At 36.1% G+C, this 22,282-nt stretch carries 23 protein-coding genes; 7 read left to right on the top strand and 16 right to left on the bottom strand.

Going from position 1 to position 22,282, the window contains the following annotated elements; translation table 11 throughout:
• Positions 1-5: 5 nt before the first annotated feature.
• Together WJN01_RS08930 and WJN01_RS08925 are read right to left on the bottom strand one after the other, a co-directional pair.
• Complete coding sequence (locus WJN01_RS08930) at positions 6-296, bottom strand: DUF3817 domain-containing protein (protein ID WP_445196811.1); 291 nt, start codon at positions 294-296, stop codon at positions 6-8.
• 64 nt (positions 297-360) lie between these two features.
• On the bottom strand, positions 361-978 hold the full coding sequence (locus tag WJN01_RS08925) for a YqaA family protein (protein WP_445196810.1): 618 nt from the start codon (positions 976-978) through the stop codon (positions 361-363).
• 343 nt (positions 979-1,321) lie between these two features.
• On the opposite strand from WJN01_RS08925, the gene WJN01_RS08920 reads away from it, so the two are divergent.
• Together WJN01_RS08920 and WJN01_RS08915 are read left to right on the top strand one after the other, a co-directional pair.
• Positions 1,322-3,448 (top strand): elongation factor G, encoded by a 2,127-nt coding sequence (locus WJN01_RS08920; protein WP_445196809.1) that lies wholly within the window; start codon positions 1,322-1,324, stop codon positions 3,446-3,448.
• Positions 3,449-3,464: 16 nt separating this feature from the next.
• On the top strand, positions 3,465-3,845 hold the full coding sequence (locus WJN01_RS08915; RefSeq protein WP_370476146.1) for a hypothetical protein: 381 nt from the start codon (positions 3,465-3,467) through the stop codon (positions 3,843-3,845).
• Positions 3,846-4,236: 391 nt separating this feature from the next.
• Here WJN01_RS08915 and WJN01_RS08910 read toward each other — a convergent pair whose 3' ends face one another.
• The 4 genes from WJN01_RS08910 to WJN01_RS08895 all read right to left on the bottom strand — a co-directional run bounded on the left by WJN01_RS08910 (position 4,237) and on the right by WJN01_RS08895 (position 7,845).
• On the bottom strand, positions 4,237-5,676 hold the full coding sequence (locus tag WJN01_RS08910; RefSeq protein WP_445196808.1) for a hypothetical protein: 1,440 nt from the start codon (positions 5,674-5,676) through the stop codon (positions 4,237-4,239).
• Between the two features lie 367 nt (positions 5,677-6,043).
• On the bottom strand, positions 6,044-6,670 hold the full coding sequence (locus tag WJN01_RS08905; protein WP_445196807.1) for a dioxygenase family protein: 627 nt from the start codon (positions 6,668-6,670) through the stop codon (positions 6,044-6,046).
• Between the two features lie 121 nt (positions 6,671-6,791).
• The gene (locus WJN01_RS08900; RefSeq protein ID WP_445196806.1) at positions 6,792-7,223 is read right to left on the bottom strand and encodes a hypothetical protein; all 432 of its coding nucleotides are present in this window, start codon (positions 7,221-7,223) and stop codon (positions 6,792-6,794) included.
• Between the two features lie 76 nt (positions 7,224-7,299).
• Complete coding sequence (locus tag WJN01_RS08895; RefSeq protein WP_445196805.1) at positions 7,300-7,845, bottom strand: DUF4251 domain-containing protein; 546 nt, start codon at positions 7,843-7,845, stop codon at positions 7,300-7,302.
• 118 nt (positions 7,846-7,963) lie between these two features.
• Here WJN01_RS08895 and WJN01_RS08890 point away from each other — a divergent pair, with 118 nt between their 5' ends.
• Positions 7,964-8,782, top strand: a complete 819-nt coding sequence (locus tag WJN01_RS08890; protein WP_445196804.1) for a DUF1853 family protein — start codon at positions 7,964-7,966, stop codon at positions 8,780-8,782.
• Positions 8,783-8,839: 57 nt separating this feature from the next.
• On the opposite strand, the gene WJN01_RS08885 is transcribed toward WJN01_RS08890, so the two are convergent.
• The 6 genes from WJN01_RS08885 to WJN01_RS08860 all read right to left on the bottom strand — a co-directional run bounded on the left by WJN01_RS08885 (position 8,840) and on the right by WJN01_RS08860 (position 14,732).
• Complete coding sequence (locus WJN01_RS08885; RefSeq protein ID WP_445196803.1) at positions 8,840-9,259, bottom strand: OsmC family protein; 420 nt, start codon at positions 9,257-9,259, stop codon at positions 8,840-8,842.
• 10 nt (positions 9,260-9,269) lie between these two features.
• Entirely contained in the window at positions 9,270-10,103 is an 834-nt protein-coding gene (locus WJN01_RS08880) for a dienelactone hydrolase family protein (RefSeq protein ID WP_445196802.1), read from the bottom strand.
• Between the two features lie 90 nt (positions 10,104-10,193).
• Complete coding sequence (locus tag WJN01_RS08875) at positions 10,194-11,240, bottom strand: glycosyltransferase family 9 protein (protein ID WP_445196801.1); 1,047 nt, start codon at positions 11,238-11,240, stop codon at positions 10,194-10,196.
• Positions 11,241-11,312: 72 nt separating this feature from the next.
• Positions 11,313-12,158, bottom strand: a complete 846-nt coding sequence (locus tag WJN01_RS08870) for a DMT family transporter (protein WP_445196800.1) — start codon at positions 12,156-12,158, stop codon at positions 11,313-11,315.
• Positions 12,148-13,062 carry an EamA family transporter gene (locus WJN01_RS08865; protein WP_445196799.1) on the bottom strand — a complete coding sequence of 305 codons (915 nt, stop codon included), beginning with the start codon at positions 13,060-13,062 and terminating at the stop codon, positions 12,148-12,150. Before WJN01_RS08865 ends, WJN01_RS08870 begins: the two co-directional genes overlap by 11 nt.
• 110 nt (positions 13,063-13,172) lie before the next feature.
• On the bottom strand, positions 13,173-14,732 hold the full coding sequence (locus WJN01_RS08860; protein WP_445196798.1) for a DEAD/DEAH box helicase: 1,560 nt from the start codon (positions 14,730-14,732) through the stop codon (positions 13,173-13,175).
• A 200-nt stretch (positions 14,733-14,932) separates the two neighbouring features.
• On the opposite strand from WJN01_RS08860, the gene mgrA reads away from it, so the two are divergent.
• Positions 14,933-15,946 (top strand): L-glyceraldehyde 3-phosphate reductase, encoded by a 1,014-nt coding sequence (gene mgrA / locus WJN01_RS08855; protein ID WP_445196797.1) that lies wholly within the window; start codon positions 14,933-14,935, stop codon positions 15,944-15,946.
• 3 nt (positions 15,947-15,949) lie between these two features.
• Here the strand turns inward: mgrA and WJN01_RS08850 are convergent, their stop codons facing one another.
• Both WJN01_RS08850 and WJN01_RS08845 read right to left on the bottom strand, forming a co-directional pair.
• On the bottom strand, positions 15,950-16,669 hold the full coding sequence (locus tag WJN01_RS08850) for a T9SS type A sorting domain-containing protein (RefSeq protein WP_445196796.1): 720 nt from the start codon (positions 16,667-16,669) through the stop codon (positions 15,950-15,952).
• A gap of 33 nt (positions 16,670-16,702) precedes the next feature.
• The gene (locus WJN01_RS08845; RefSeq protein WP_445196795.1) at positions 16,703-17,377 is read right to left on the bottom strand and encodes a hypothetical protein; all 675 of its coding nucleotides are present in this window, start codon (positions 17,375-17,377) and stop codon (positions 16,703-16,705) included.
• Positions 17,378-18,015: 638 nt separating this feature from the next.
• Here WJN01_RS08845 and WJN01_RS08840 point away from each other — a divergent pair.
• Both WJN01_RS08840 and WJN01_RS08835 read left to right on the top strand, forming a co-directional pair.
• Complete coding sequence (locus WJN01_RS08840) at positions 18,016-18,150, top strand: hypothetical protein (protein ID WP_445196794.1); 135 nt, start codon at positions 18,016-18,018, stop codon at positions 18,148-18,150.
• Positions 18,151-18,218: 68 nt separating this feature from the next.
• Positions 18,219-18,776 carry an ExbD/TolR family protein gene (locus tag WJN01_RS08835; RefSeq protein ID WP_445196793.1) on the top strand — a complete coding sequence of 186 codons (558 nt, stop codon included), beginning with the start codon at positions 18,219-18,221 and terminating at the stop codon, positions 18,774-18,776.
• Between the two features lie 2 nt (positions 18,777-18,778).
• Here the strand turns inward: WJN01_RS08835 and WJN01_RS08830 are convergent, their stop codons facing one another.
• Both WJN01_RS08830 and WJN01_RS08825 read right to left on the bottom strand, forming a co-directional pair.
• On the bottom strand, positions 18,779-19,198 hold the full coding sequence (locus tag WJN01_RS08830) for a 3D domain-containing protein (RefSeq protein WP_445196792.1): 420 nt from the start codon (positions 19,196-19,198) through the stop codon (positions 18,779-18,781).
• A gap of 17 nt (positions 19,199-19,215) precedes the next feature.
• Positions 19,216-21,192 carry an alpha-ketoacid dehydrogenase subunit alpha/beta gene (locus tag WJN01_RS08825; protein WP_445196791.1) on the bottom strand — a complete coding sequence of 659 codons (1,977 nt, stop codon included), beginning with the start codon at positions 21,190-21,192 and terminating at the stop codon, positions 19,216-19,218.
• 138 nt (positions 21,193-21,330) lie between these two features.
• On the opposite strand from WJN01_RS08825, the gene WJN01_RS08820 reads away from it, so the two are divergent.
• A complete protein-coding gene (locus WJN01_RS08820) occupies positions 21,331-22,281 on the top strand; it encodes an isopenicillin N synthase family dioxygenase (RefSeq protein WP_445196790.1) in 951 nt (316 codons plus the stop codon).
• Position 22,282: the final 1 nt, after the last annotated feature.

The following is a 22,282-nucleotide window of genomic DNA, read 5'->3' as shown; positions in this document are numbered from 1 at the left end:
CCATATTATTTTTTAGAATTCAAGAATTTTTTATCCACATAAAAGGTTCCAAACGGAATAACAGAAGCCAAAAGCACCACAATAAACGTACGCTGGTTCCAGTTAAGGTCTTTTTTAAGCATAGACGCCATAGCAACATAAGCAATAAACAAAAGGCCGTGCGGCATACCCAACAATTTTACGTATTGCGGGTCATTACCGTAATACTTAACGGGCGTAGCTATAAACAGTAAAAGCAGATAAGATACACCTTCCAAAAGGGCTACTAGGCGAAATATATTTTTAAAAGAAAACATGCAGTCAAATTTGTGTGCAAAAGTAGAACACAAAGCCCAAATAGCCGTATGATTTAAGTTTTTTTTAAAAGACGTGGAATATCACCAAACCGTAAATCAAAAAGCGCAGTAATCGCAAAGACCCATAGAGCATCACATTTTTAAATGGAAACTCAATAATACCGGCGGCAATGCAAGAAATGGAAAAGGGTAGAGGTAATAGGGCGCCAACTACAATAAGAAAACCACCCCATTTTCTGGAGTTTTTAAGCTGTTTTTCCATTTTCACCTCCAAATAGTTGTGAACCGTAGGTGTTTTTGTAATACTGCGACCCATCCAATAGGCTAAAAGTCCGCCGCTATAAGACAGAATGGCCAACACGGTTAAATACAACCACGGCGCATACATTTTACCTGCCCAGGCAATAAAAATTTCTGGTGGTACAAGCCCCAAAAGTGTTTCTGAAACAAAAAAGAAAGTCAACACACCGTAAGCGGGCAATACTTCCGTAAGGTGAACTAAAGCTGCATTGATATCAAAGAAGTGATTCAATATATAGATTACGGCAATGATTCCAATGATGTAAGGCAGTGCCTTTTTAACCGCTTGCCAAACAAAGGTATAAAAGCCCGTATAGCTGTAATATTGGTGTAGCAATTGCAGTCTGGACTTGGATGTTTTGGATTTTTCTCTAGGTTTCATAGGTTGGGGTCTATTTTTTGGGAAATGCGAAAATAACACATCCATAAGTTATTCACGAATTTTTGCGGTTTTTTAACATCTATTTAGTAAATTGAGGGAATGATTTAAAAGCTTTCTTTAAATGCTGACATAAGTCATGTTATGCCCTGTTTTTTGTGATTAAATTTAATGACTAAATAAGACGAAATATACTTCCCCAGTTGAATTCCGTCGCACACCGCAATATCTTTTTAATGTTGCAAACAACCATTGAAGCCCATAATGGGCATTTAACATATAAAGGACAATACCAACCGATATAATTAAAACGTTTATTATCAGTGGTTGGTGAAATTTAAAACATATGAAAATATACGACGAAAAACACATCAAAAATGTTGTTTTTGTAGGTGCCCATGGCAGCGGGAAAACAACACTATCTGAAACCATGCTCTTTGAGGCTGGGCTAATTAACAGAAGGGGAACCATCGAGGAAAAAAATACTGTTTCCGATTACCATGACATAGAACAGGAGCGAGGTACTTCCGTTTTTGCGACACCATTGCACACCGAATGGCGTAATTACAAAATCAATATCATTGACACACCAGGACTGGACGACTATATTGGTGAAATTATTTCATCCATTAGGGTTTCAGACACCGTGGTTAATGTTATTAATGCCAAACAAGGTTGTGAAATTGGTACTGAAATCATTTGGAGCTATATCGATAAATACCATAAACCCATGTTGTTTGTGGTGAACCAAATTGATCATGAGGCTGCAGATTTTGAACAAAGCTTCAACAGTCTAAAAAAATTGGTGGGCAATAATGTGGTGAAAGTTCAATACCCTATAAAAATTGATGGCGCCCAAGGTATTGTCGATGTCCTTAAAATGAAACTCTACAAATTTGGTCCAGATGGAGGAAAGCCTGAAAAGTTGGCCATCCCAGATTCTGAAAAAGAAAAAGCGGACCAACTTCACAATGAGCTTGTAGAGAAAGCAGCCGAAAACGACGAAGAACTCTTAGAGCTATTTTTTGACAAAGGCACATTGAACGAAGATGAGATGCGACAAGGCATAAAGGCAGGAATGTTAAATCACGATTTATTTCCTGTCTTTTGTGTTTCCGCACTTAACGATATGGGCACTGGCCGCTTGATGGGCTTTATAGATAATGTAGCGCCTTCAACGGTAGATTTAAAACCCGAGCAAAGTATTGAAGGCACACCTGTGGAACACAAAAAAGAGGCACCAACGTCCTTGTTCGTGTTTAAAACTTTCCATCAGCCGAACGTTGGGCAGGTCACTTTCTTTAAGGTGAATTCTGGAACAGTTAAGGTTAACGACAAATTCGTCAATTCCAATAACGGGGAAACGGAAACCATCAACCAATTGTTCATTATGGACGGTAAGGACCGAAACAGCGTCAGTCAGTTGACCGTTGGTGATATTGGGGCTACCCTAAAATTAAAGTACACCGAAACGGGCGATACCTTGGCCGAAAAAGGCTTTGGCGTGACCATGAAACCCATCCGTTATCCAGAATCAAGGATTACCAAAGTGGTGTTGGCTACCAATAAAAATGAGGAAGAAAAGCTTAGCGAGGCCTTAAAGAAAATCCATAGTCAAGACCCAACGGTGGTCATTAATTTTTCAAAGGAAACCAAACAATTATTGTTGGGTTGCCAAGGGGAGTTGCATTTGGCTACTGTAAAATGGATGCTCAAAAACATTTATGGCCTTGATGCCGAGTTTAAAAAACCAAAAATTGCGTACCGCGAAACGGTTCAGCGTTCGTCCACAGCCAATTACAGGCACAAAAAACAATCTGGTGGCTCTGGGCAATTTGCACAGGTGCATTTAAAAATAGAGCCTTGGTACGAGGGCATTGAAGAACCCGAAGGCTTTAATATTAGGGGGAAAGAAGTGGTAGCCTTACCATGGGGCGGTACTTTGGTGTTTTACAACTGTATTGTTGGTGGCGCCATAGATTTACGCTTTTTGCCATCGGTGATGAAAGGCGTTTTGGAAGTGATGGAATCTGGGCCATTGACCAATTCCTATATCCGCGATGTACGCGTGATGGTATACGACGGTAAAATGCACACCGTAGATTCCAACGATATATCCTTTAAAATAGCTGGCGCACACGCCTTTAAGGAAGCTTTCTTAAACTCAAATCCTAAGCTGTTGGAACCTACCAACAAGCTTTCAGTAAAAGTACCTGAGGATATGGTGGGCAATGTGATGACCGATTTACAGAGCAGGCGCGCCATCATACAAGGTATATCCAGCGAGGGGCAGTACCAAATATTGAATTGTATGTGCCCAGCGGCCGAATTGTATGGCTATAGCACCGCATTGCGCTCGTTAACGCAGGGCAGGGCCACGTTTAGTTCGGTATTTTCGTCTTACGAACCCGTGCCATCAAACATACAGGCCGATTTGGTAAAACAATCAGATTTAGAAGAAATGGAAGTATAATATAAATTTTAGTAACATGTACAAAACAGTATCATATTTAAGCGATCTAAAGTTCAATTTAGAAACTTGGAAAAGAGAATTGCGTTTTCATTTTAATGAAATGGACACTTTTGAGGAAAAACTGGAGGAAATTGCCGCACGTGAGTTCGATATGGAAGCACGTTTAAAAATTGAGCAGTTTCAAAACCGTATTGAAATTGAACGCAACGAAATTTCTAAATTGATGCACCGCTGCAAAAACAAAATGAAAAATTTGCATGCTGTAGATTTAAACGAGTCTGTTGATGGTAGCCTATTGCGTAAACAAAAACCTTTAAAGGACGATATGCGCCAATATATAAAGTTGCATTACGACCTTAAGGAAGAAATGATGGATTTCTTTTCACACTGGCTGTAAATAAAAATTATGGCCAACCAAAGTCAATTAGGCGCAGTTTACCAAAACTAAATTAAACATACCCAAGATGTTTAGCTGCGCTTAATTTGATTTTTTCTTGTCCGCCGAAACAAATGCGAAGGCGGATTATATATTCCTATACTTAGATTTTATAGTTTAAATACTTTTTTATGGAAAGAGGGGTGATTGCTTAGAATTAAAATTACTATTTTACATAATGTAGATTATAGTACAAATGTTTATTATAGCAAATGGCGTATAGCTTTGCTATTTGAGCATAATAAAAAATATAACGCCTTTAGGCTTATATCGTCAAATAATTATGTAGAAGCAATTTCTGGTTCTTTAACTTTCTGCATCATTCGCACACTTGCCAATACCATATTTTCAGTTATCTACTATAAAGTTCCATTTCAAACTTTATTGGTTCACCTGTGTTTTCCTTTCTCTCGTTTATATGTTTAAATTCATCCAAATAATATGGACTAGGATTTAAATAATTGATTAATTTATTAAGAGGATAAAAAATAATATTGGCAATTATATAATAATCCTCGTTATACCTCTTATATAGTTTAATGTTACTATCTTCTATTCCTTTACGTGGATATTTTATTAATTCTTTATCAATATTATAAGCTAAAATATACTGTGAGCTATCAATCTTTAATTTATAATATGGTGTAGTTGTCTCAATTAATTTTTTCAGTTGTTTTTCCTCTGTTACTATACTATCAAATTGACTTATGTAATTAGATACATAACTTGCATATTCTCGATTTGATTTATATTTAGCATAATTCTGGAGCGAATCCATGAACTTTATATCGTGATAAAATATTTTATTAAATTCGGTCTGGAGCGAGTCTAATTGATTTAATTCTTTTTCTCCAATTGGTTCAAACAAGTGAGAAGAATTGATAGACTCTAGATAACTAGTTACTTTATTATATATTTCAAAAGGATTATCATTATAAAAGATATCAGGTCTGATACTTTTAATATATCCAAGAGGTAATTTGTTCAATTTGTTTTCTAATGTTTGTAGAATAAATTCAGAAGTATATGTTGTGGAAAATTGTACTTTATTGATTTTAACTAGTCCACTATCTTTTTTCTTAACAAAAACATAGAACATATCTTTATCTAAATACCAATCTGTTTTTTTATAATTAGACCATATTTTTCCAAACTCATCTTTTGGTGTATAATAGTCAGCTTTCTCTAAAATAGTTGATAAATCATTAGGCGTATTATGTATTTTATACATCGTATATCCAAAAATTGCAACTAATATATAATTGCACATAATCCAACATAATTTTTTCCAAACATTAATTTTTATAATTAATGGTAGTACAAACATACAAAGCAAGCCCTGTAATGCAAGAAAATTAGATGATATCAAATATGGTAATTCTACATCTCCCCAATTAGCTACTAAATTTGGGAAATGTATTAGAGGTAATAATTGAATTTCAAACACAACAAGTAGTCGATAAAGCCTATTGGCTTTAATTCTCTTTTTTGCCAATTTTGTAAAAACAAGAAATGGAATTAATAATAATAAAAAGGGAATCAAAGTAAGAATTAAAGTTAAAAATACTTTAGTAATAGCTTGCTCTAAATCCCAACTAATTAAGTATACTATGGCACTATAGAATAGAATATATATTATGAAGTATTCCAATGAAGTTTTTCGTTGGCTAATAATTCTTTTCCATGATTTTAAAGGTTTTATATATAAATCTATAAATACAGAAAAGTATTCACCGATTTTATTAATTGTGTTTTTGTTAAAAAAGCTAATGAAAGAATTTAAATCACCCAATTTATATAATAGGTTTATAGTGAAAATGGTGTCTTAAAAAGTAAAAGTAATATTTTAGAAAGAAATTGTCTACACATTTTACTTTAAATTAAAGTATTCCCATTCCACACACATTACACTACTCTCCTACTGTCGCTTCGTGTAAAGAGTGTTTCATTAACATTATAAAGAAACTTTTGGAATAAAATTTTTTTAAAGAAAACGAAGATAGGACTTTCGCTTTTATCCAAAGCTCAAGTTACATAACGCAGAACATTATAAAACAGATTGTGTTTATAAATTTTCATGGAACAAATAAATATATGGAGAATAAAAAACGCCAAAATCCCATGTGAACTTTGGCGTTTTAAGATCAAGTATTAATTAACTAGTATTCGGCAGCTATTTCTTTTCCAAGGATGATGTCTCTTTTGGCCACAAACAAACCTTCTTTTTTATCCAATTTAAGGATGCGGTTCGGGTTTGTTGCTTCTATCCTTTCTCTACAAGAATCCTTTAGTTGTGGGTCGTCATCAAAAACAAAGCTTTCAATGGCGTATTCTGGTTTGCCCGGCTCTTTTAAAACGGGCAGTATTTGTCTTAATTCATTACCATAAATGTATGACCCTGGCACGAAGGTATAAAAGGTATATTTACCATCGGCATCGGTACGTATCCAACCACGGTGGTGCACGTAGCGTTTTTTGTTTTCGCGTTTTAGTTCAAAATTACCGTCTTCATCAGCTTGGTGAATGAACAACAACACATTTTGAGCGGGTGTAACCCCATCACTTTCATAAATGGTACCCGTAATCTTTAATTTGGTGGTTCGTGAAGCAAAATCCGGAATGGTATCTACATTATTTAAATGCTTTTCAGAATAATCATAAATAGGATTTCGCTTTTTATAATTAGAAGGAATTTCTTCTTGTGAACTAGCAGTTTCTTGAGCACTTAACGTATGAAAATCACTCAAAAAAATAACTAAAACTAAAAGGGTCAAAAACTGTTTCATGGGGCGTTACGATTTTAATTCCTTCAAAACTAAATAACTAAGTCGTTTCTGTTTAAAAAAATCGTTTGAACCCTAATTTTTTACGATGAATAGATAAACTGCACGCTAATCAACAATATATCTACTGACAAATGGCCAAACCTTGCTTCACAATGGTGATGCCCTCACTTACGTAAAAGTCACCATTGGCCAATTTATACATGGGATAAAAACTTTTTCCGCCATTTTGTGCCTTATAAAGAATACCGTTTAAACCTTGTTGGTTGGTGATTTCCCAAGTGCCAAATTCCTGCCAGTTATTCTTTTGCTCGTTACCCATAACGGTGCGTTTTACCGAATTTCCATAAAGCCCGTAATAACCATTGGGGCAATAATGTATCGTGATGAAATAGTAGGTGCCATATAGCACCTCTCCTTCCCTATATGTTAAAAGAATTTGGTTATTGTTGAAAAAAGTTTTCAATTCACTTGGAGAGGCATTGGTCTGTGCCTGGGAATTTGTACCACCTAATACGGAGAAAAGCAGTAACAAAAAAGGAATAAATGGTTTCATAAAGTTATGGTTTGGATTATTGAAAAGCCAAACGCAGTAAGCAGCTAATTGGTGGATTTGGAAATGATTTAGATTATTACTCTGTGTTCTTCGCATTTCCCGAATAACCAATAGGAAATCGTGAACCACTGTTCAACAACAAATCACTTTTTAAACCCGGAGTAATGGTAAGGTAAACCCTGAAATTTTCGCGACCGCTTTTTGCATTAAAAACAAATTTATATCCATTGTTTTTGGTCTTTTCAATGGTTAAATCTTCCATAAGGCCCTTAAACTCAATAGCGTTGTCCCTTCCTCCATAATCTACTTGCATTTGGCGCTCACCAAAATAGGGCAAATAAGAAAAAATGCTATCGCCTTTAATTTTTAAAAAATTGGTATTACCAACCAAACTTATATTGCCAGCGGTATTGCCCGGCATTAATAAGCCCGAATTAGCAATCTGTTGCATGGCTCTTGTGGCCTGTGGATAGGCCCAATCGGATTCAATCGTAAATTGCCTACTATCCATTAATTCATTTAAAGCTTGCAATTGGGCTTCCGTGGGCTGGTTTTTTGAACTGCCACATGCCCAAAATATTAAAATTATACCAGTGTATACAAGGATTTTCTTTTTCATCATGCCAAAATTATACTAGCATAAATTACGAAATATCTAACAATTCTGAATTGGATTTAACCATTTTTTAAGTCCTAACGTTAAATCCATTTTTTAAGAAATTGATGTATTTTCGTTTAGTATGGAAGCTAAATCAAAACATATACAATTGCAGTTTCAGGGTTTTTTGAAAACGCCTTTTCTTTGGAAAAACCATGATGTGATGGGTTTAAAACAATTGGAACTTCCAAAAATGGATGATTTTGTTTTTGACGAACCATTGGATACTAATTTACGCTTGGGAAAACGAGTGGAACGTTTTGTAAGCGCCGAATTAAAACAGCATAAGGATGTCTCTATTTGTTGTGAAAACGTCCAAATTCAGCAGGGAAGATTAACTTTAGGGGAGCTCGATTGTATTTTAAAATGGCAGGACTCCCCTATTCACTTAGAGATTGTTTTTAAGTTTTATTTGTACGATAACCGTGTTGGAAATACTGAAATAGACCATTGGATTGGCCCAAACCGAAACGACACCCTAATTAAAAAACTGTATAAATTAGGCGATAAGCAGTTGCCATTACTGTATAATGCCTCAACCAAATTTATTTTGGATGATTTGAATCTGAACGCATCGCAAATTCAGCAACGGGTTTATTTTAAGGCGCAGTTGTTTTTGCCTTATAAAAGCGAAACCCCAAAGTTATCGTTGCTAAACAAGAATTGTTTAAAAGGGTTTTATGTGCATTTTTCGGAATTGAGACAATTTGAAAATTGCAAATTTTATATTCCAAGTAAAGTCAATTGGCTTATGGAAGTGAAAATCCAAGTGGATTGGCTTTCCTTTGCCCTTTTCTATGAAAAAATAGAGGACTTGATGAAAAACAAAGTTTCTACACTGTGTTGGATTAAATTCCCCAATGGAAATATTCAGAAATTTTTTGTTGTTTGGTGGAAATAAGGCATTGAACATTTTTTATGCTCAATGCCTTTTATAAAAACCTGTTTATGTAATAACTTAAGCCAAACTAACTTTTAACTCAATATTTGCTTTCAAAAGCTTTGATATTGGGCAAACATTCTTAGCGTTGGTTGCAATTTCCTTAAACTTATCTAAGTCTATTTTTGGTACATTTCCGGTTAAATCCAATAAGATGTTGGTTACATTGCCATCTTCAAAAGTAACGGTGGCATCCACATTTAGGCTATTGGGCGTAAAACCTTCTTCGCCCAATAAAAAACTTAGTTGCATAGCAAAGCAACCCGAATGGGCTGCCCCAACCAATTCTTCGGGATTGGTACCCTTTTCTCCGTTTTCAAATCTGGTATGAAAGGAATATTGTGTGTTTTCAAGCACCTTACTGCCTGTGGTTAAAGTTCCTTTTCCTTCTTTTCCGCTACCTTTCCAGTTAGCGTTTGCTTTTCTAGTGAATTTCATGTTTAATATTTTACTGGTTAAATGTTTCGTTTAGTAAGTCTTGTAAAGCTTGCCATGATTTGGCATCGGCTTCAGCATTGTATTCCAAAGGCAAACTAAATTTTTCGCCCAAAGCACTGGCTCCCTTACTTGTAAAGGCGTGTTTTGCATCGGGAATTTCAATATAGGTGTAGTCGGCATTAATACTATCCATAGCTTTTTTGAAAGCTGTAACAGATTCTTGGGGAATAAATGGGTCGGCACCACCATTAACCACCAAAACTTTTGCTTTCAGCTTATCATTGGGCATAACGGGTAGCCCCACACCACTATGAAAAGCGGCAACGGCATCTAAATCTTCACCAGTATTAGCAATGGTCAAAGCCATACTACCCCCAAAGCAATAGCCAATGGCGGCAATATCATTAGGGTTTACAGACGGATGGTTTTTCAAAATGTTTAAAGCGGCATCAAATCTTGCGGTGGCCAACGGTACATTATTTCTTACTACACCTGAAAACTTACCGGCATCACCTGGATGCTCAGCAACTTTACCGTCGCCATACATATCAATGGCAAAAGCCGTATAGCCCAATTCAGCCAACATATCTGCACGCTCACGCACGTAATCATTGTGGCCCCACCATTCGTGAATAACAATAATGCCGGGACGCTTGTCCGTTTTGTTTTTATCGAAGGCAATGTAGCCCTTCATTTGTACAGAATCCGTGCTATAGGTGACTTCTTCGGTTTCCAACGCTACCGTTGGAGTAGCCATTTCAGGAGTTTCTTCAGATTTTTTCTTGTCCTTGCATGAAACTAAAATAGACAGTATGATGACTGCCATAATCATTAAATTCTTCATTTTGAAAATACTTTTGTGGTTGTGTTTAAAAGTTGAGTTAACTTAACACTTTTTAAAGATTTTTCAAAATAATTGGTACGTAAATAAATACTATTTAAGAATGCCATCTATGGCTTTAATCCAGTCGCCTATTTCGGTATTTTCTGTATGAAGTGGTAAACTTCCGTTGCCATATGGGCCATAAATTTCTGGATTTGTGAAAGAAAAGAAACCAACTGTGGGCGTTAGCGAAGCACTTGCCAGATGCATCACACCATTATCTGCAGAAATAAAAATAGAGGTGTTTTTTATGATGGCCCCCATTTCCCGAATGTCTTTGCTATAAAAATGTGGAGCCTTAAAGTTTATTTTAGAAATGTTTTCAATGGGCAACATTTCAATGATGTTATAGTTGGGATATTCTTTTAGCAGTCGATTATAAAATGTGTCCCACCATGTTTCAGAATAACATTTATGCCCCGTGGCATTGGTATAAATGCAAATGGTTTTTTTGTCGTTTTTTATGATATCATCTAAAATGGCCTTTCCTTGGGCGATTTCTTCCTCGCTCAACTTAATATTTAAAACCGGTAGGGGGGTTTTATTTTTTTGAAGCCCTATCTGATCTAAAACGAACCGCAGATTATAAATGGGATATTTTGAAATGTGTTTGTAGTCACCGTATTTTTCGGTAATTGAATCATTAACATCTCCAAAAACTTTTATTTTTCCTCGTGACAAAGCGGTCAATAGCCTTCCGGAAGAAGAATCTTTATCGCCATTAATCACCAAATCATAACGTTTCCCTTTAATCTTGAACCAAGTGGCTATATATTTTAGCAGATTGTTGAATGGCTTTTTGGGGAGTTTTATAATTTTTTTGACGTGCTTGTAATTTTGAAAAACGGGATGCGCCACACCACCTTTTACAAACAAATCGATTTCACAATTCGGGAAGGTTTCAATAACCTCTTGAATTATTGGGGTTAAAAGTAACTGATTGCCAAGCCTATGGTTTGGCCTAATAATCAAGACTTTTTTAATGTCTTCAACCTTCATCGAACCTTTTTTGGGCAATTTATAGGAACCACCAACACCTTTGGTAATGTTGTGCATCACCCGTCTTCTAAAACTATTAACACGTGCTGAAAATCCCATATACTATTAGTTGGTTTGAATAAAAATCGAGCAAAAATACAAATTATAATGCAAAGCGAAATATGGTTTCCACTACCCTTTTACCTTTGATTTGTACCAAACATTTAAAACCATACCACTTATAATGAGTGCAATACCTAAAATGGTCCAAAAGGTATAGATTTCATTAAACAAAGTCATGCCCAAAGTCGTGGTGAAAATAACTTCAACATATTTTATGGGTGCCACAATATTTGTTGAAGCCGTTTGAAATGCTTTGGTCATAAATATTTGTCCGTAATAGCCAAAAACCCCAAGACTAAAAAGAAAAACCCACTCCGTTCCTTTTGGTGTTACCCAGTTGCCAATCGATAGTACACCACCCAAAATAGTAGCTGTAAGCATAAAATAATTGACAATAACCACAGGGTGCTCGCTTTTCCCTATTTTATTTATGATTACATAAACCAAACCACTTAGTACCGACGCCATCAATACCAACATAAGTCCGTATGAATTCAGTTCGGTATCCAAGCCCTTCAACACCAAAACGCCCAAAAATGAAATGATGAAAAATACCCATTGCCAAGCACGAACCCTTTCTTTTAGTAGAAAAACCGCAAATATGGCTGCAAAGATTGGGGCGATGTAGCGCAAAGAAACTGCGGTACCGACCGATAAGTATTTAACCGACATAAAAAACAAAAGCATAGAGGTTGCCCCTGTTATGGAGCGCAATATGAGCAGTTTGTTCTTTTTTCCAATAATAGGAATCTTGTTCTTTATTAAAAACCCAAACGTAAAAAACAACGAACTTAATGACCTAAAAAATACAATTTGGTAGGAGTTGACTTCACTTAAATGTTTTACCGTGGCATTCATACAAGCAAAGGCCATGGTACTGATCAGCATATATTTTATGGCCTTTTTAGCGTCCAATACCTCTTGGTTTTATTACTCGATTGGTATTAATAAAATAAACTCCTGTAAGCAATACTATTGCAGCGATAATGGATTGCATAGTAATGGTTTCATTCAAAACATACCAGCCCAAAATTAAGGCAATAATAGGGTTTACATAGGTACTGGTCGCCACTTTTTCAGGGGAAACTTCTTTTAAAAGGTAATTAAAAGCCGTAAACGCTAAAATACTTCCAAATAATATTAAAGCCAACATAGACCAGAGAACTTTACTGCTCCATGCTGTTGGCATAGTCCACGCTTCTCCAAAACAAAAACTTGCTATAGTGAGCATAATTCCGCCCATGAGCATTTGATAGCCCGTGTTTACAAAAAAGTTTGAAGGCAAATTTGCTTTACCCACAAATAGGCTACCGTAGCCCCAACTTATCATACAAACAAAAATCATAATGATACCCGTAATTTGCCCTTCCTGACTAATAAGCTGCTTCTGGCTCACTAAAAGATAAATGCCAATAAAACCCAATACAACCCCAATGTAAGACATGAGGGATATTTTCTTGCCCTGAATGATGCGCATTAAAATCAATACTACCAATGGCTGTGCTGAAATTTCAAGGGCAGCAAACCCACTATCGACAAATTTCAGTGCCCATACCACTACTCCATTTCCAAAAGTTAAAAACAAAAAACCAGCGATAGTGGTGTTTCTAAGTTGAACTTTGGTGATTGAAATATTAACTTTTAAAAGTTTAGCTATAATAAAAATAAGAATGCCCGCTAGAGTAAAACGAAGTCCTGCCAACATAAATGGAGGCAATTCTGTAACCGCAATTTTGTTTAAAAGATAGGTTGAACCCCATATAACATAAATAGCAAAAAAAGCCAGAATTATGGTAAAGGTTTTACGGTTATTCGCCATAAATAATCATAGATTTTAAAATAGTTATGATACTATTTTTATAAAAATAGAGTAAATATACGCCTTATTTGAAGGTTAAAATGATTATTGCAAGAAATGTTTAAGCGGTATTAATCTTCTGGAGGATAACCATTAATTTCCTCAAAAACTTCATCAAAATTAGAGCGTAAATAGGCATTAAGTTTTTTTCGATAATCTCCTTTTAGCCACTCCACAAAATTGAAGGTGCTTTTGCTGATGCATTTGGTATAACGCTGAATCCTGAAATCTATATCATCACCTAATTTTTTGGCCAATGCCAAGGCATCATACACATCTTCACTATTTTCAACACATATTTTGGCATGTTGGGCAATGGAACGCTCTAAAACAACTTTGGTGGTTTCGCCATTGCGTAAGGAATCTACATAGGTTTTCTGGATGTCAAAATAAACATCTATGGATTTTGAAAATTCAGCGCGCAATTCATCGGGCATTTCATATCGAAAATTGCTTTCTAAATCTTCATCACTCAAAATGGAATCTAGATAATAGTTTGGTGACTTGAAAATGCGCTGCCAATCCAAATCGTCTCCCCATGGACCAAATCTGTGAAAATTGTTACCTAAATCAACAACCGTAAACGTTTTTTTCTCTTTTAGAATACGCGATCCACGACCAATCATTTGGTAATAGAGGGTCAATGATTTGGTGGCTCGGTTCAAAATAATACTTTCAACAGAAGGCTCATCAAAACCAGTAGTTAAAATACTAACTGAAGTTAAAATGGCCCCAGGTGTTTTTTTAAACCATTTTAATATGAGTGCGCGCTCTTTTTTGGTATTGGTGTTATCAAGGTGTGCAATTGGGTAGCCCGCCCTCCTAAAAGTGTCATACACATGAAGTGAGGTGGTAATACCATTATTGAAAATCAAGGTTTTTTTGCCCAGCGAACGCTCCTCATAAGCTTGTATGAGCTTTGATAACATATCATCGGCGGTATATAAATCTTCCGAAGATTTTACCGTGTAATCGCCGTTGGCCCCAACCACAAGTGAGGTCAACCCCACGTTGTAAGTGTACATTTCTGCCCTTGCCAAAAAGCCATTTTCTATAAGCGATTCAATACTTTCGCCCACAATAAGCTCATCATAATTATCGGTCATAGGCAATTCAATGCTCGAACTTAAGGGTGTTGCCGTAACCCCCAAAATAAAGGATTGGCTAAAGAACTTGAACAATTTTGTAAAGGAATTGTAGTGCGCCTCATCAATAATCACCAAACCGATATCCGAAATATCCAATTTGTCGTCATTCAATCGGTTATTCAAGGTTTCCACCATGGCCACAAAACAGCTGTATTCGCCTTGATCACTTAAATCAGCTTTACTGTCTACCACTTTGTTTACTACGCCAAATTCCGTGAGCATGCCAGACGTTTGCTTGCATAGCTCAATACGGTGTGTCATCACCAAAACTTTCTTTTGGTGGTGTTTTAAATATTGCCGAACAATTTCAGAGAAGATTACGGTTTTACCGCCGCCAGTTGGTAACTGATAAAGCAGATGGTAGTCGTCTGGCGATTCCTCAAAAGCCGTGAATATTTTATTGATAGCACCCTTTTGATAACTGTATAATTTTTTGCCTTCCGACCTCTCTTCTAATTCTAGTTCTGCTTTGGTAAACGCCATACATTAAATTTTGCAACGTGCAAAAATAACATCTTTAATGGGTTTATGTGCCATGTTTCGTTAGAAAATTATTAAGGGGATGTTAACAAAGAATCATTCGCCTGAAGGTTTTTCGATTTCAACAGAAATAGATTTCGGGATAACCAATGGCTACTCTAAAAGTTATGTTTACTTTTACGCTGAAACTAAATTGATGCACCATGGAAATAAATGATAAGTCTGGCGTTGAAAATTATCAGGCCAATCCCCATAGATATGAAACAATGCTCTACAACAGAACAGGAAAAAGTGGTGTGCTTTTGCCCGCCATTTCCATTGGGTTATGGCATAATTTCGGTTTTGTGGATTCCATTCAAAACGGACGTGATATTTTAAGAACTGCTTTCGATTTGGGCATCATACATTTTGATTTAGCCAACAATTATGGTCCTCCATATGGTTCGGCTGAGGAAAATTTCGGAACCATTTTCAAAAAAGATTTTAAACCTTATCGTGATGAACTTTTTATTGCCAGCAAAGCAGGTTACGATATGTGGCCTGGACCTTACGGTAATTTCGGTTCCCGTAAATACTTAATAGCAAGTTTAGACCAAAGTTTAAAACGTATGGGGTTGGATTATGTGGATATTTTTTACCATCACCGTCCTGACCCTGAAACACCTTTGGAAGAAACCATGGGTGCTTTGGCTGATATCGTGCGTCAAGGCAAGGCTTTATATGCCGGTATTTCAAACTATAATCCGGAAGACACCCAAAAGGCAGCCAAAATACTTAAAGATTTGAACGTGCCTTTTATTTTGCACCAAGCACGATATTCGATGTTTGACCGCTGGGTGGAAAACGGACTATTAAATACTTTGGGAGAAAACGGTGTGGGCTGCATTGCCTTTTCACCATTGGCACAAGGTATGCTTACCGATAAATATTTGGATAGGATTCCTGAAGGATCCAGAGCGGCCAGAAATTTAACGTATTTGGAAAAGGAAACCGTGGCCAATAATCTTAAAAAAATCCAAAAGTTGAACGGCATAGCGCAACAACGTGGACAAAAACTATCGCAAATGGCCATTGCTTGGATTTTAAGACAACCACAAGTAGCATCAGTTTTGGTTGGTGCCAGTTCTGGCAACCAGTTAAGAGAAAATGTAAAAGCTTTAGGCAATTTGAGTTTTACAGATGAAGAATTGAAGTTGGTAGACGGGATTGTTTCTTAAAAACTATTTTACAAACTTTGTGGTTGACCTATTTCCCAATCTATCTCTAATCATAAGAAAATAAACCCCTTTTGGCAAATGCTCAACGATTATTGAATTTGATTTTAACTGTTCTGAGATTTTAAGTTTCCCAAGAACATCAAATATTTCAACATTGTAATTATTTAAATTGTTGGCCGAAGAAACAAATAATTTGTCTTTTACGGGGTTTGGGTAAATTGAAAAAGCTAGTTTAGTCAAGTTGTTCGACGAAAGATAATTAGTTCCGTAGTAAGCCGTATTACCATTTGGTGCGGTGATTAAAAAATACCCCGGTATGTCTAAATTTGGTGGAGATAGGGTATAATCGTAAACTGTGGAATCCTGAAAAAAACTAAAATACAAAACTTCAAAATCAGGATCCCCTAAATTACTACATGTTTCCAATGTTGTACCAGTAGATAAAATCGTTAGTTTGTTATTTGCTTCATCTAAAGTAAAAAAGCCATCTTTTACATTACAAATATAAGTATCGAAGTTTGGATTCGGGGATTCATAAAATTTTAAAAGTATATAATTCCCATTGTCATCTGTCTTCTTTTCATCTGGATAATTAACCCGGTACTCTTGTCCATCAATTTTCAAAATTTGTAGACGCCAAAAATCGCTATAAATGTTAAACGATTGCGATAAACCTGAAAACGAGATAAGAAAAATAAAAATGAAGAGGTAGTTTTTGAGCATAAATAAATATTTACACTAAAAATAGTAAAAATATTACTCCTTTACAACAATAACCGTGGCCTTTACTCCAGTTGCCAAGTTCCATTGGTTATGCGAAATAACACGTCCAGTGTCATCAATAACTTGAAATTCCGCCGTATTGGGGCCAGATTCGCCTTGGTTTAATGCCACAAAATCTATTTTATTAAAACCCTTTTGTAAATCAAGTTTAAAACCGCTGTAACCGCCGTTTAAAAACACCCTGGGTTTTACCACATCATCATTAATGCGCACTTGTATAAGGTCGCCATCAACATAGCCATGGTCGCGATATACAACTTTTACAAATTTGGCCTGGCTTTTAAAATCACCGAAGTATTGGTCGGTTGTGCTCCCATTTATGGCCTCAATTTCTTTTGGACTAAGTTTAAGGTCTTCTATGTTCTTTTTTACTTGAGATGTGTACAGCTCTCCCGGATTGCCAAATTCTTCCTGAGGAAACATAGAGAATTGTTTTTTTGGCAGTTCTAAATTGGGCGTAACCTTTGGAGTGTTCATCCCATAAGTACTATTTTCAATAGGCTGTGAAGGTGTTAACGGACTTGCATCGGTAGAATCATTTTCATTTTCAACGGCAGGGATAATAACAGATTTAGGTCTGCTATCAACTTGGGCATGAACTGAGAATGACAAAATACTAATAAAAAGAAGTAAAACAATAGGTCTCATTAATCTTGGATACTTTATAGCGTTGAGGCTTAAATCTTTTTCAAATATATTTCATTCTTGCCAATACAAACACGTAGAGGCAAATATTTAAGAAGATTTTAAGCAATAACTATTCCTAAAACGATTTTATTTTGAAATTATTAATATTTATTGATATAACTGCCAATATTCCAAGCAAATAGATATTCTCCCCTATCCATAAAAACTCTCAAATCTGTTAAAATTTGTTAAATCATTACTTTGTAATGCATAGTACTGTAACAAAATTAATTTTCGGTCGTCTATCATATGTAATCAATCAAAAAACAACAGTTAATCATTAATCGTCAAAATCAAAAATTATGAGAACTTTAAACACCAATCAATTAACAGGAACTTTGAACGGCACTAGAAGCCACGAATGGAACAGTAAAAGACGTTACAGATAAGCATTCGCTTATAAGTAGCAAAGACTTTCATCAATCAAATCATTTTTAAAAATCAAAATCAAAAAAACATGAGAACTTTAAACACCAATCAATTAACGGACACTATTAATGGCACCAAAAGCCACGAATGGAACAGCAAAAGACGCTACAGATAAGTAGCGTCTTTATTCCAAATCTTTCATCAATCAAAACTTTTTTATACATCAACACATGAAATCGATCATCAAAATATCAAGACATCTTAATAGCATTACCCAAGAACATCTTTTGGCTAGTAAGCGTATTATAGATTTTAAATCTTCAAACGAATCCATCTGGAATGGTGCAAAACGCTACGCGCATTAATCTGGAAATCTTATGCTTATGGTATTGTTTTTGTGATTTAAGTTTTTATTAACATTTAAACTTTAATCATGAGACATTCAAAATTAGTACCCGAAGTAAATGCAGGGTCTATGGCAGACATTGCATTTTTATTGCTCATTTTCTTTTTGGTAACGGCTACCATTTCTTCTGATGAAGGCATTAACAGAATGCTTCCTGAGGAATGCCCTCCGGGAATGGATTGCAATAGCATTAAGCCAGAACGCAATATTTTGCGCATTGAAATCAACAATAATGACGAAATTATGGTTGAAAATGAAATAATTGCCATTGAAGAGTTAAACGAAATTACCAAACAGTTTCTGGACAATAACGGTGATGGCTCGTGTACTTATTGCAACGGCGAACGGGCAAGTAACTCATCAGACAATCCGAAATTGGCTGTTATTTCATTACAAAATGGCCAGCAAACCACCTATCAGCAATATGTGGCGGTGCAAAATGAATTGACAAAAGCTTTTTATGAATTACGTCAGGCGTACAGCCTGAAGATACTTAAAAAATTGCCCAACGATTTATCTGAAGACGAAATGAATCAAGTCAAAAAAGCTTATCCCTTTATTCTTTCAGAAGCGGAAACAAAATAAGGTCAGTCCTTTTTGGGAATACCGTATTCAATACAGACCCGCCTTCTGCCCCAATTTTTGGCGGCTTTAACATCTTGCCCCATATAAATATCTATGCGGTTATTCCACTTATCACTCATTTTGTCTTTTACCAAATATATCCCTTCAAGACCTTCAATCTTGACTGGGATATTGTGTTTTAAGCCTTTTCTGTATAAATCCCTTGAAACAGCAATACATTTTAAATCTGGTTTTAAACTATCACCAAATGCCGTTATATTTGGATTGGCATCCGTTTGATAAGCCAATGAATTGTAGGCCGTTGCCGTTACATTTTGGGAATCCCAGATATATTGGTTTTCAAACCGTTTTTGTTCATCAACACAATTGAACATCAAAACAACCATAGAAAACCATAAAATCCTTGAAGCAAATCGTTCCATTCCACTAAAGATAAGAATTAGTAGGCTAATAGTTCCAACAAGGTGTTTTCAAATCTGTTTTTGGGAAGGTATTGCTGCTCCAATTGAGGGGCAAAAGGTATTGGGGTTTCCATGCTGGCAACGCGTTTTACGGGTGCATCAAGATATTCAAAACAATTTTCCAAAATTAAAGCTGAAATATCACTGGCTATTCCACCAAAAAGGGAATCTTCTTGTAAAATGATGGCCCTCCCCGTTTTCTTTACAGATGCATAAATCGTTTCGGTGTCCAAAGGCTGTAGCGTTCTTAAATTGATTAAATCTGCTGAAACATTTGGGTTTTTGTTCAAAGTTTCCAGTGCCCAATGAACCGCTGCTCCAAAAGTTATTACAGTAATCTGCGAACCTTTTTTTATCATTGAAGCCTTGCCAAATGGTAGCGTGAAATAATCTTCTGGAACGTCTTGGCGAATGCTTCGGTATAACGCTTTATGTTCAAAAAAGAGCACAGGATTAGGGTCATTAATAGCTGTTGCCAGAAGACCTTTGGCATCATATGGGAATGCAGGGTAAACCACCTTCAATCCAGGAGCTTTTGTAAACCAGGCTTCATTGGTTTGTGAATGAAAAGGACCAGCGCCAACGCCGCCGCCACAGGGCATTCTAATAACCACATCAGCGTTTTGTCCCCAACGGTAATGCGACTTGGCCAAGTAATTTACAATGGGATTAAAACCAGAGCTCACAAAATCCGCAAACTGCATTTCTACAACACTCTTCATCCCGGCAATGGACAATCCCATGGCGGTTTCAACAATTCCAGATTCGCAAATGGGTGTATTCCGAACTCTGTCTTTTCCAAATTGCTCAAGAAAGCCTTCCGTAATTTTAAATGCACCGCCGTATTCGGCAATATCTTGCCCCATAATTACCAAATCTTTATGAAGCTCCATGCTTTGTTTTAGGCTTTCGGAAATAGCATCTATAAACCGGATTTCTTTAGTCTCTGTATTATGTTTAACTTCTTGATATTTAAAGTTTTGAAATAAATCATTTAATTCATCTGTTTCATTCGGAATGATATCTTCTTCCTCAAAAGTAACCTTTAAATGTTCCTCGATTTCATGGGTAATTGACTCTTTTAAAGCGTGAATATCTTCATCACTTATAAATCCATTTTGTTTCAAGAAAACTTCATAATTTAAAATAGGATCTTTCTTTGCCCATTCATTCATTAATTCATCTGGAACATATTTGGTGCCACTCGCCTCCTCATGTCCGCGCATTCTGAATGTTTTAAATTCAATTAATACTGGTCTAGGGTTTTCTCGAACACTTTTAGCAATTTCACTGACTTTAGTATAAACTTCAAGAATATTATTGCCATCAATGATATGCGATTCCATACCATAGCCCAATCCACGGTCGGCCAAATCCTTGCAATTATATTGTTCGCTTGCTGGTGTTGAAAGGCCATAACCATTATTTTCAATGCAGAATAAAACAGGCAATTGCCATACCGAAGCAATATTTAAAGCCTCATGGAAATCACCTTCGCTTGTGCCTCCTTCACCTGTAAAAACAGCCGTAACGGAATTCTTGTCTTTTAGTTTTGAAGCCAAAGCAATGCCATCCGCAACTCCCAATTGCGGCCCCAAATGCGAAATCATGCCCACAATTTTATAGTGTTGCGCACCGAAATGAAAGGACCTATCCCTGCCTTTTGTAAATCCCGAAGCCTTTCCTTGCCATTGTGAAAACAAACGGTACAACGGAATCTTTCTAGTTGTGAAAACACCCAAATTTCTGTGCATTGGCAGAATGTATTCCTCTTTATCCAAAGCCATGGTAATCCCTACCGAAATAGCTTCTTGCCCAATACCCGAAAACCACTTGCTTATTTTCCCTTGGCGCAATAAAACCAACATCTTCTCCTCTATCATTCTAGGTTTCAGAAGGTTCTTGTACAATTCAATTAAGAGTGTTTGGTCCAGATTATTTATTATGTATTCCATAAGTTCGTAAAACCATTTTCAGCTTCTCAAATATACCATAAAAAGCAAAAATGAGTGTAAAAGTTATAGGGCTGGCATTACCATAATTTCTGCAATGATTTTGTACATTTGTGTTATTACATCTAAAAATAAAACTTTATGACTTCCATTCCCAGTGTCAATTTAAACGACTTTCTATCAGAAGACCCCAAACGAAAACAAAACTTTGTTGACGCCATTGGTAAAGCCTATGAAGAAATAGGTTTTGTGGCTTTAAAGGGACATTTTTTAGATGATACATTGGTAAGCAACCTCTACAGTGAAGTAAAGAATTTTTTCAATCTTCCTGTTGAAACCAAACAGAAATATGAAATTCCGGGAATCGGTGGTCAGCGTGGTTACGTGTCCTTCGGAAAGGAAAGCGCTAAAGGCAAAAAAGAAGGTGATTTAAAGGAGTTTTGGCATTTTGGTCAATATGTTGAAAATAACGACAAGCTAAAGACCGAATATCCCAACAATGTGATGGTTGAAGAACTACCAAATTTTAATAAAGTTGGAAAAGAAGCCTATAAAATGCTTGAGAAAACAGCAAAATATGTTTTGCGCGCTCTTGCTCTTCATCTAGGTTTGGAAGAAACTTATTTTGATGGATATATCCACAACGGAAATTCCATTTTACGCCCAATCCACTATCCGCCCATTAAAGAAGAACCAAAAGAGGCTGTTCGGGCTGCAGCGCATGGTGATATCAATTTAATCACCTTGCTTATGGGCGCCCAAGGTAGAGGTCTTCAAGTGCAAAACCACAAAGGCGAATGGATTGATGCCATTGCAGAACCTGACGAATTAATGATTAATGTTGGTGATATGCTGTCTAGGCATACAAACAACAAATTAAAATCTACTATTCACCGCGTGGTCAATCCGCCGAGAGAGTTGTGGGGAACCTCACGATATTCCATTCCATTTTTTATGCATCCCATTAGCGACATGAAGCTAAACGTATTAGAAGGCTGCATTGATGAAAACAACCCAAAGCAATACGAGGATATTACAGCAGGAGAGTTTCTAAACGAACGGTTAATAGAATTAGGTCTCATAAAAAAGTAAT

The organism is Tamlana sedimenti (assembly GCF_038148895.1).
Lineage (GTDB): Bacteria > Bacteroidota > Bacteroidia > Flavobacteriales > Flavobacteriaceae > Tamlana.
This window is presented reverse-complemented; position numbering and strand designations above follow the sequence as displayed.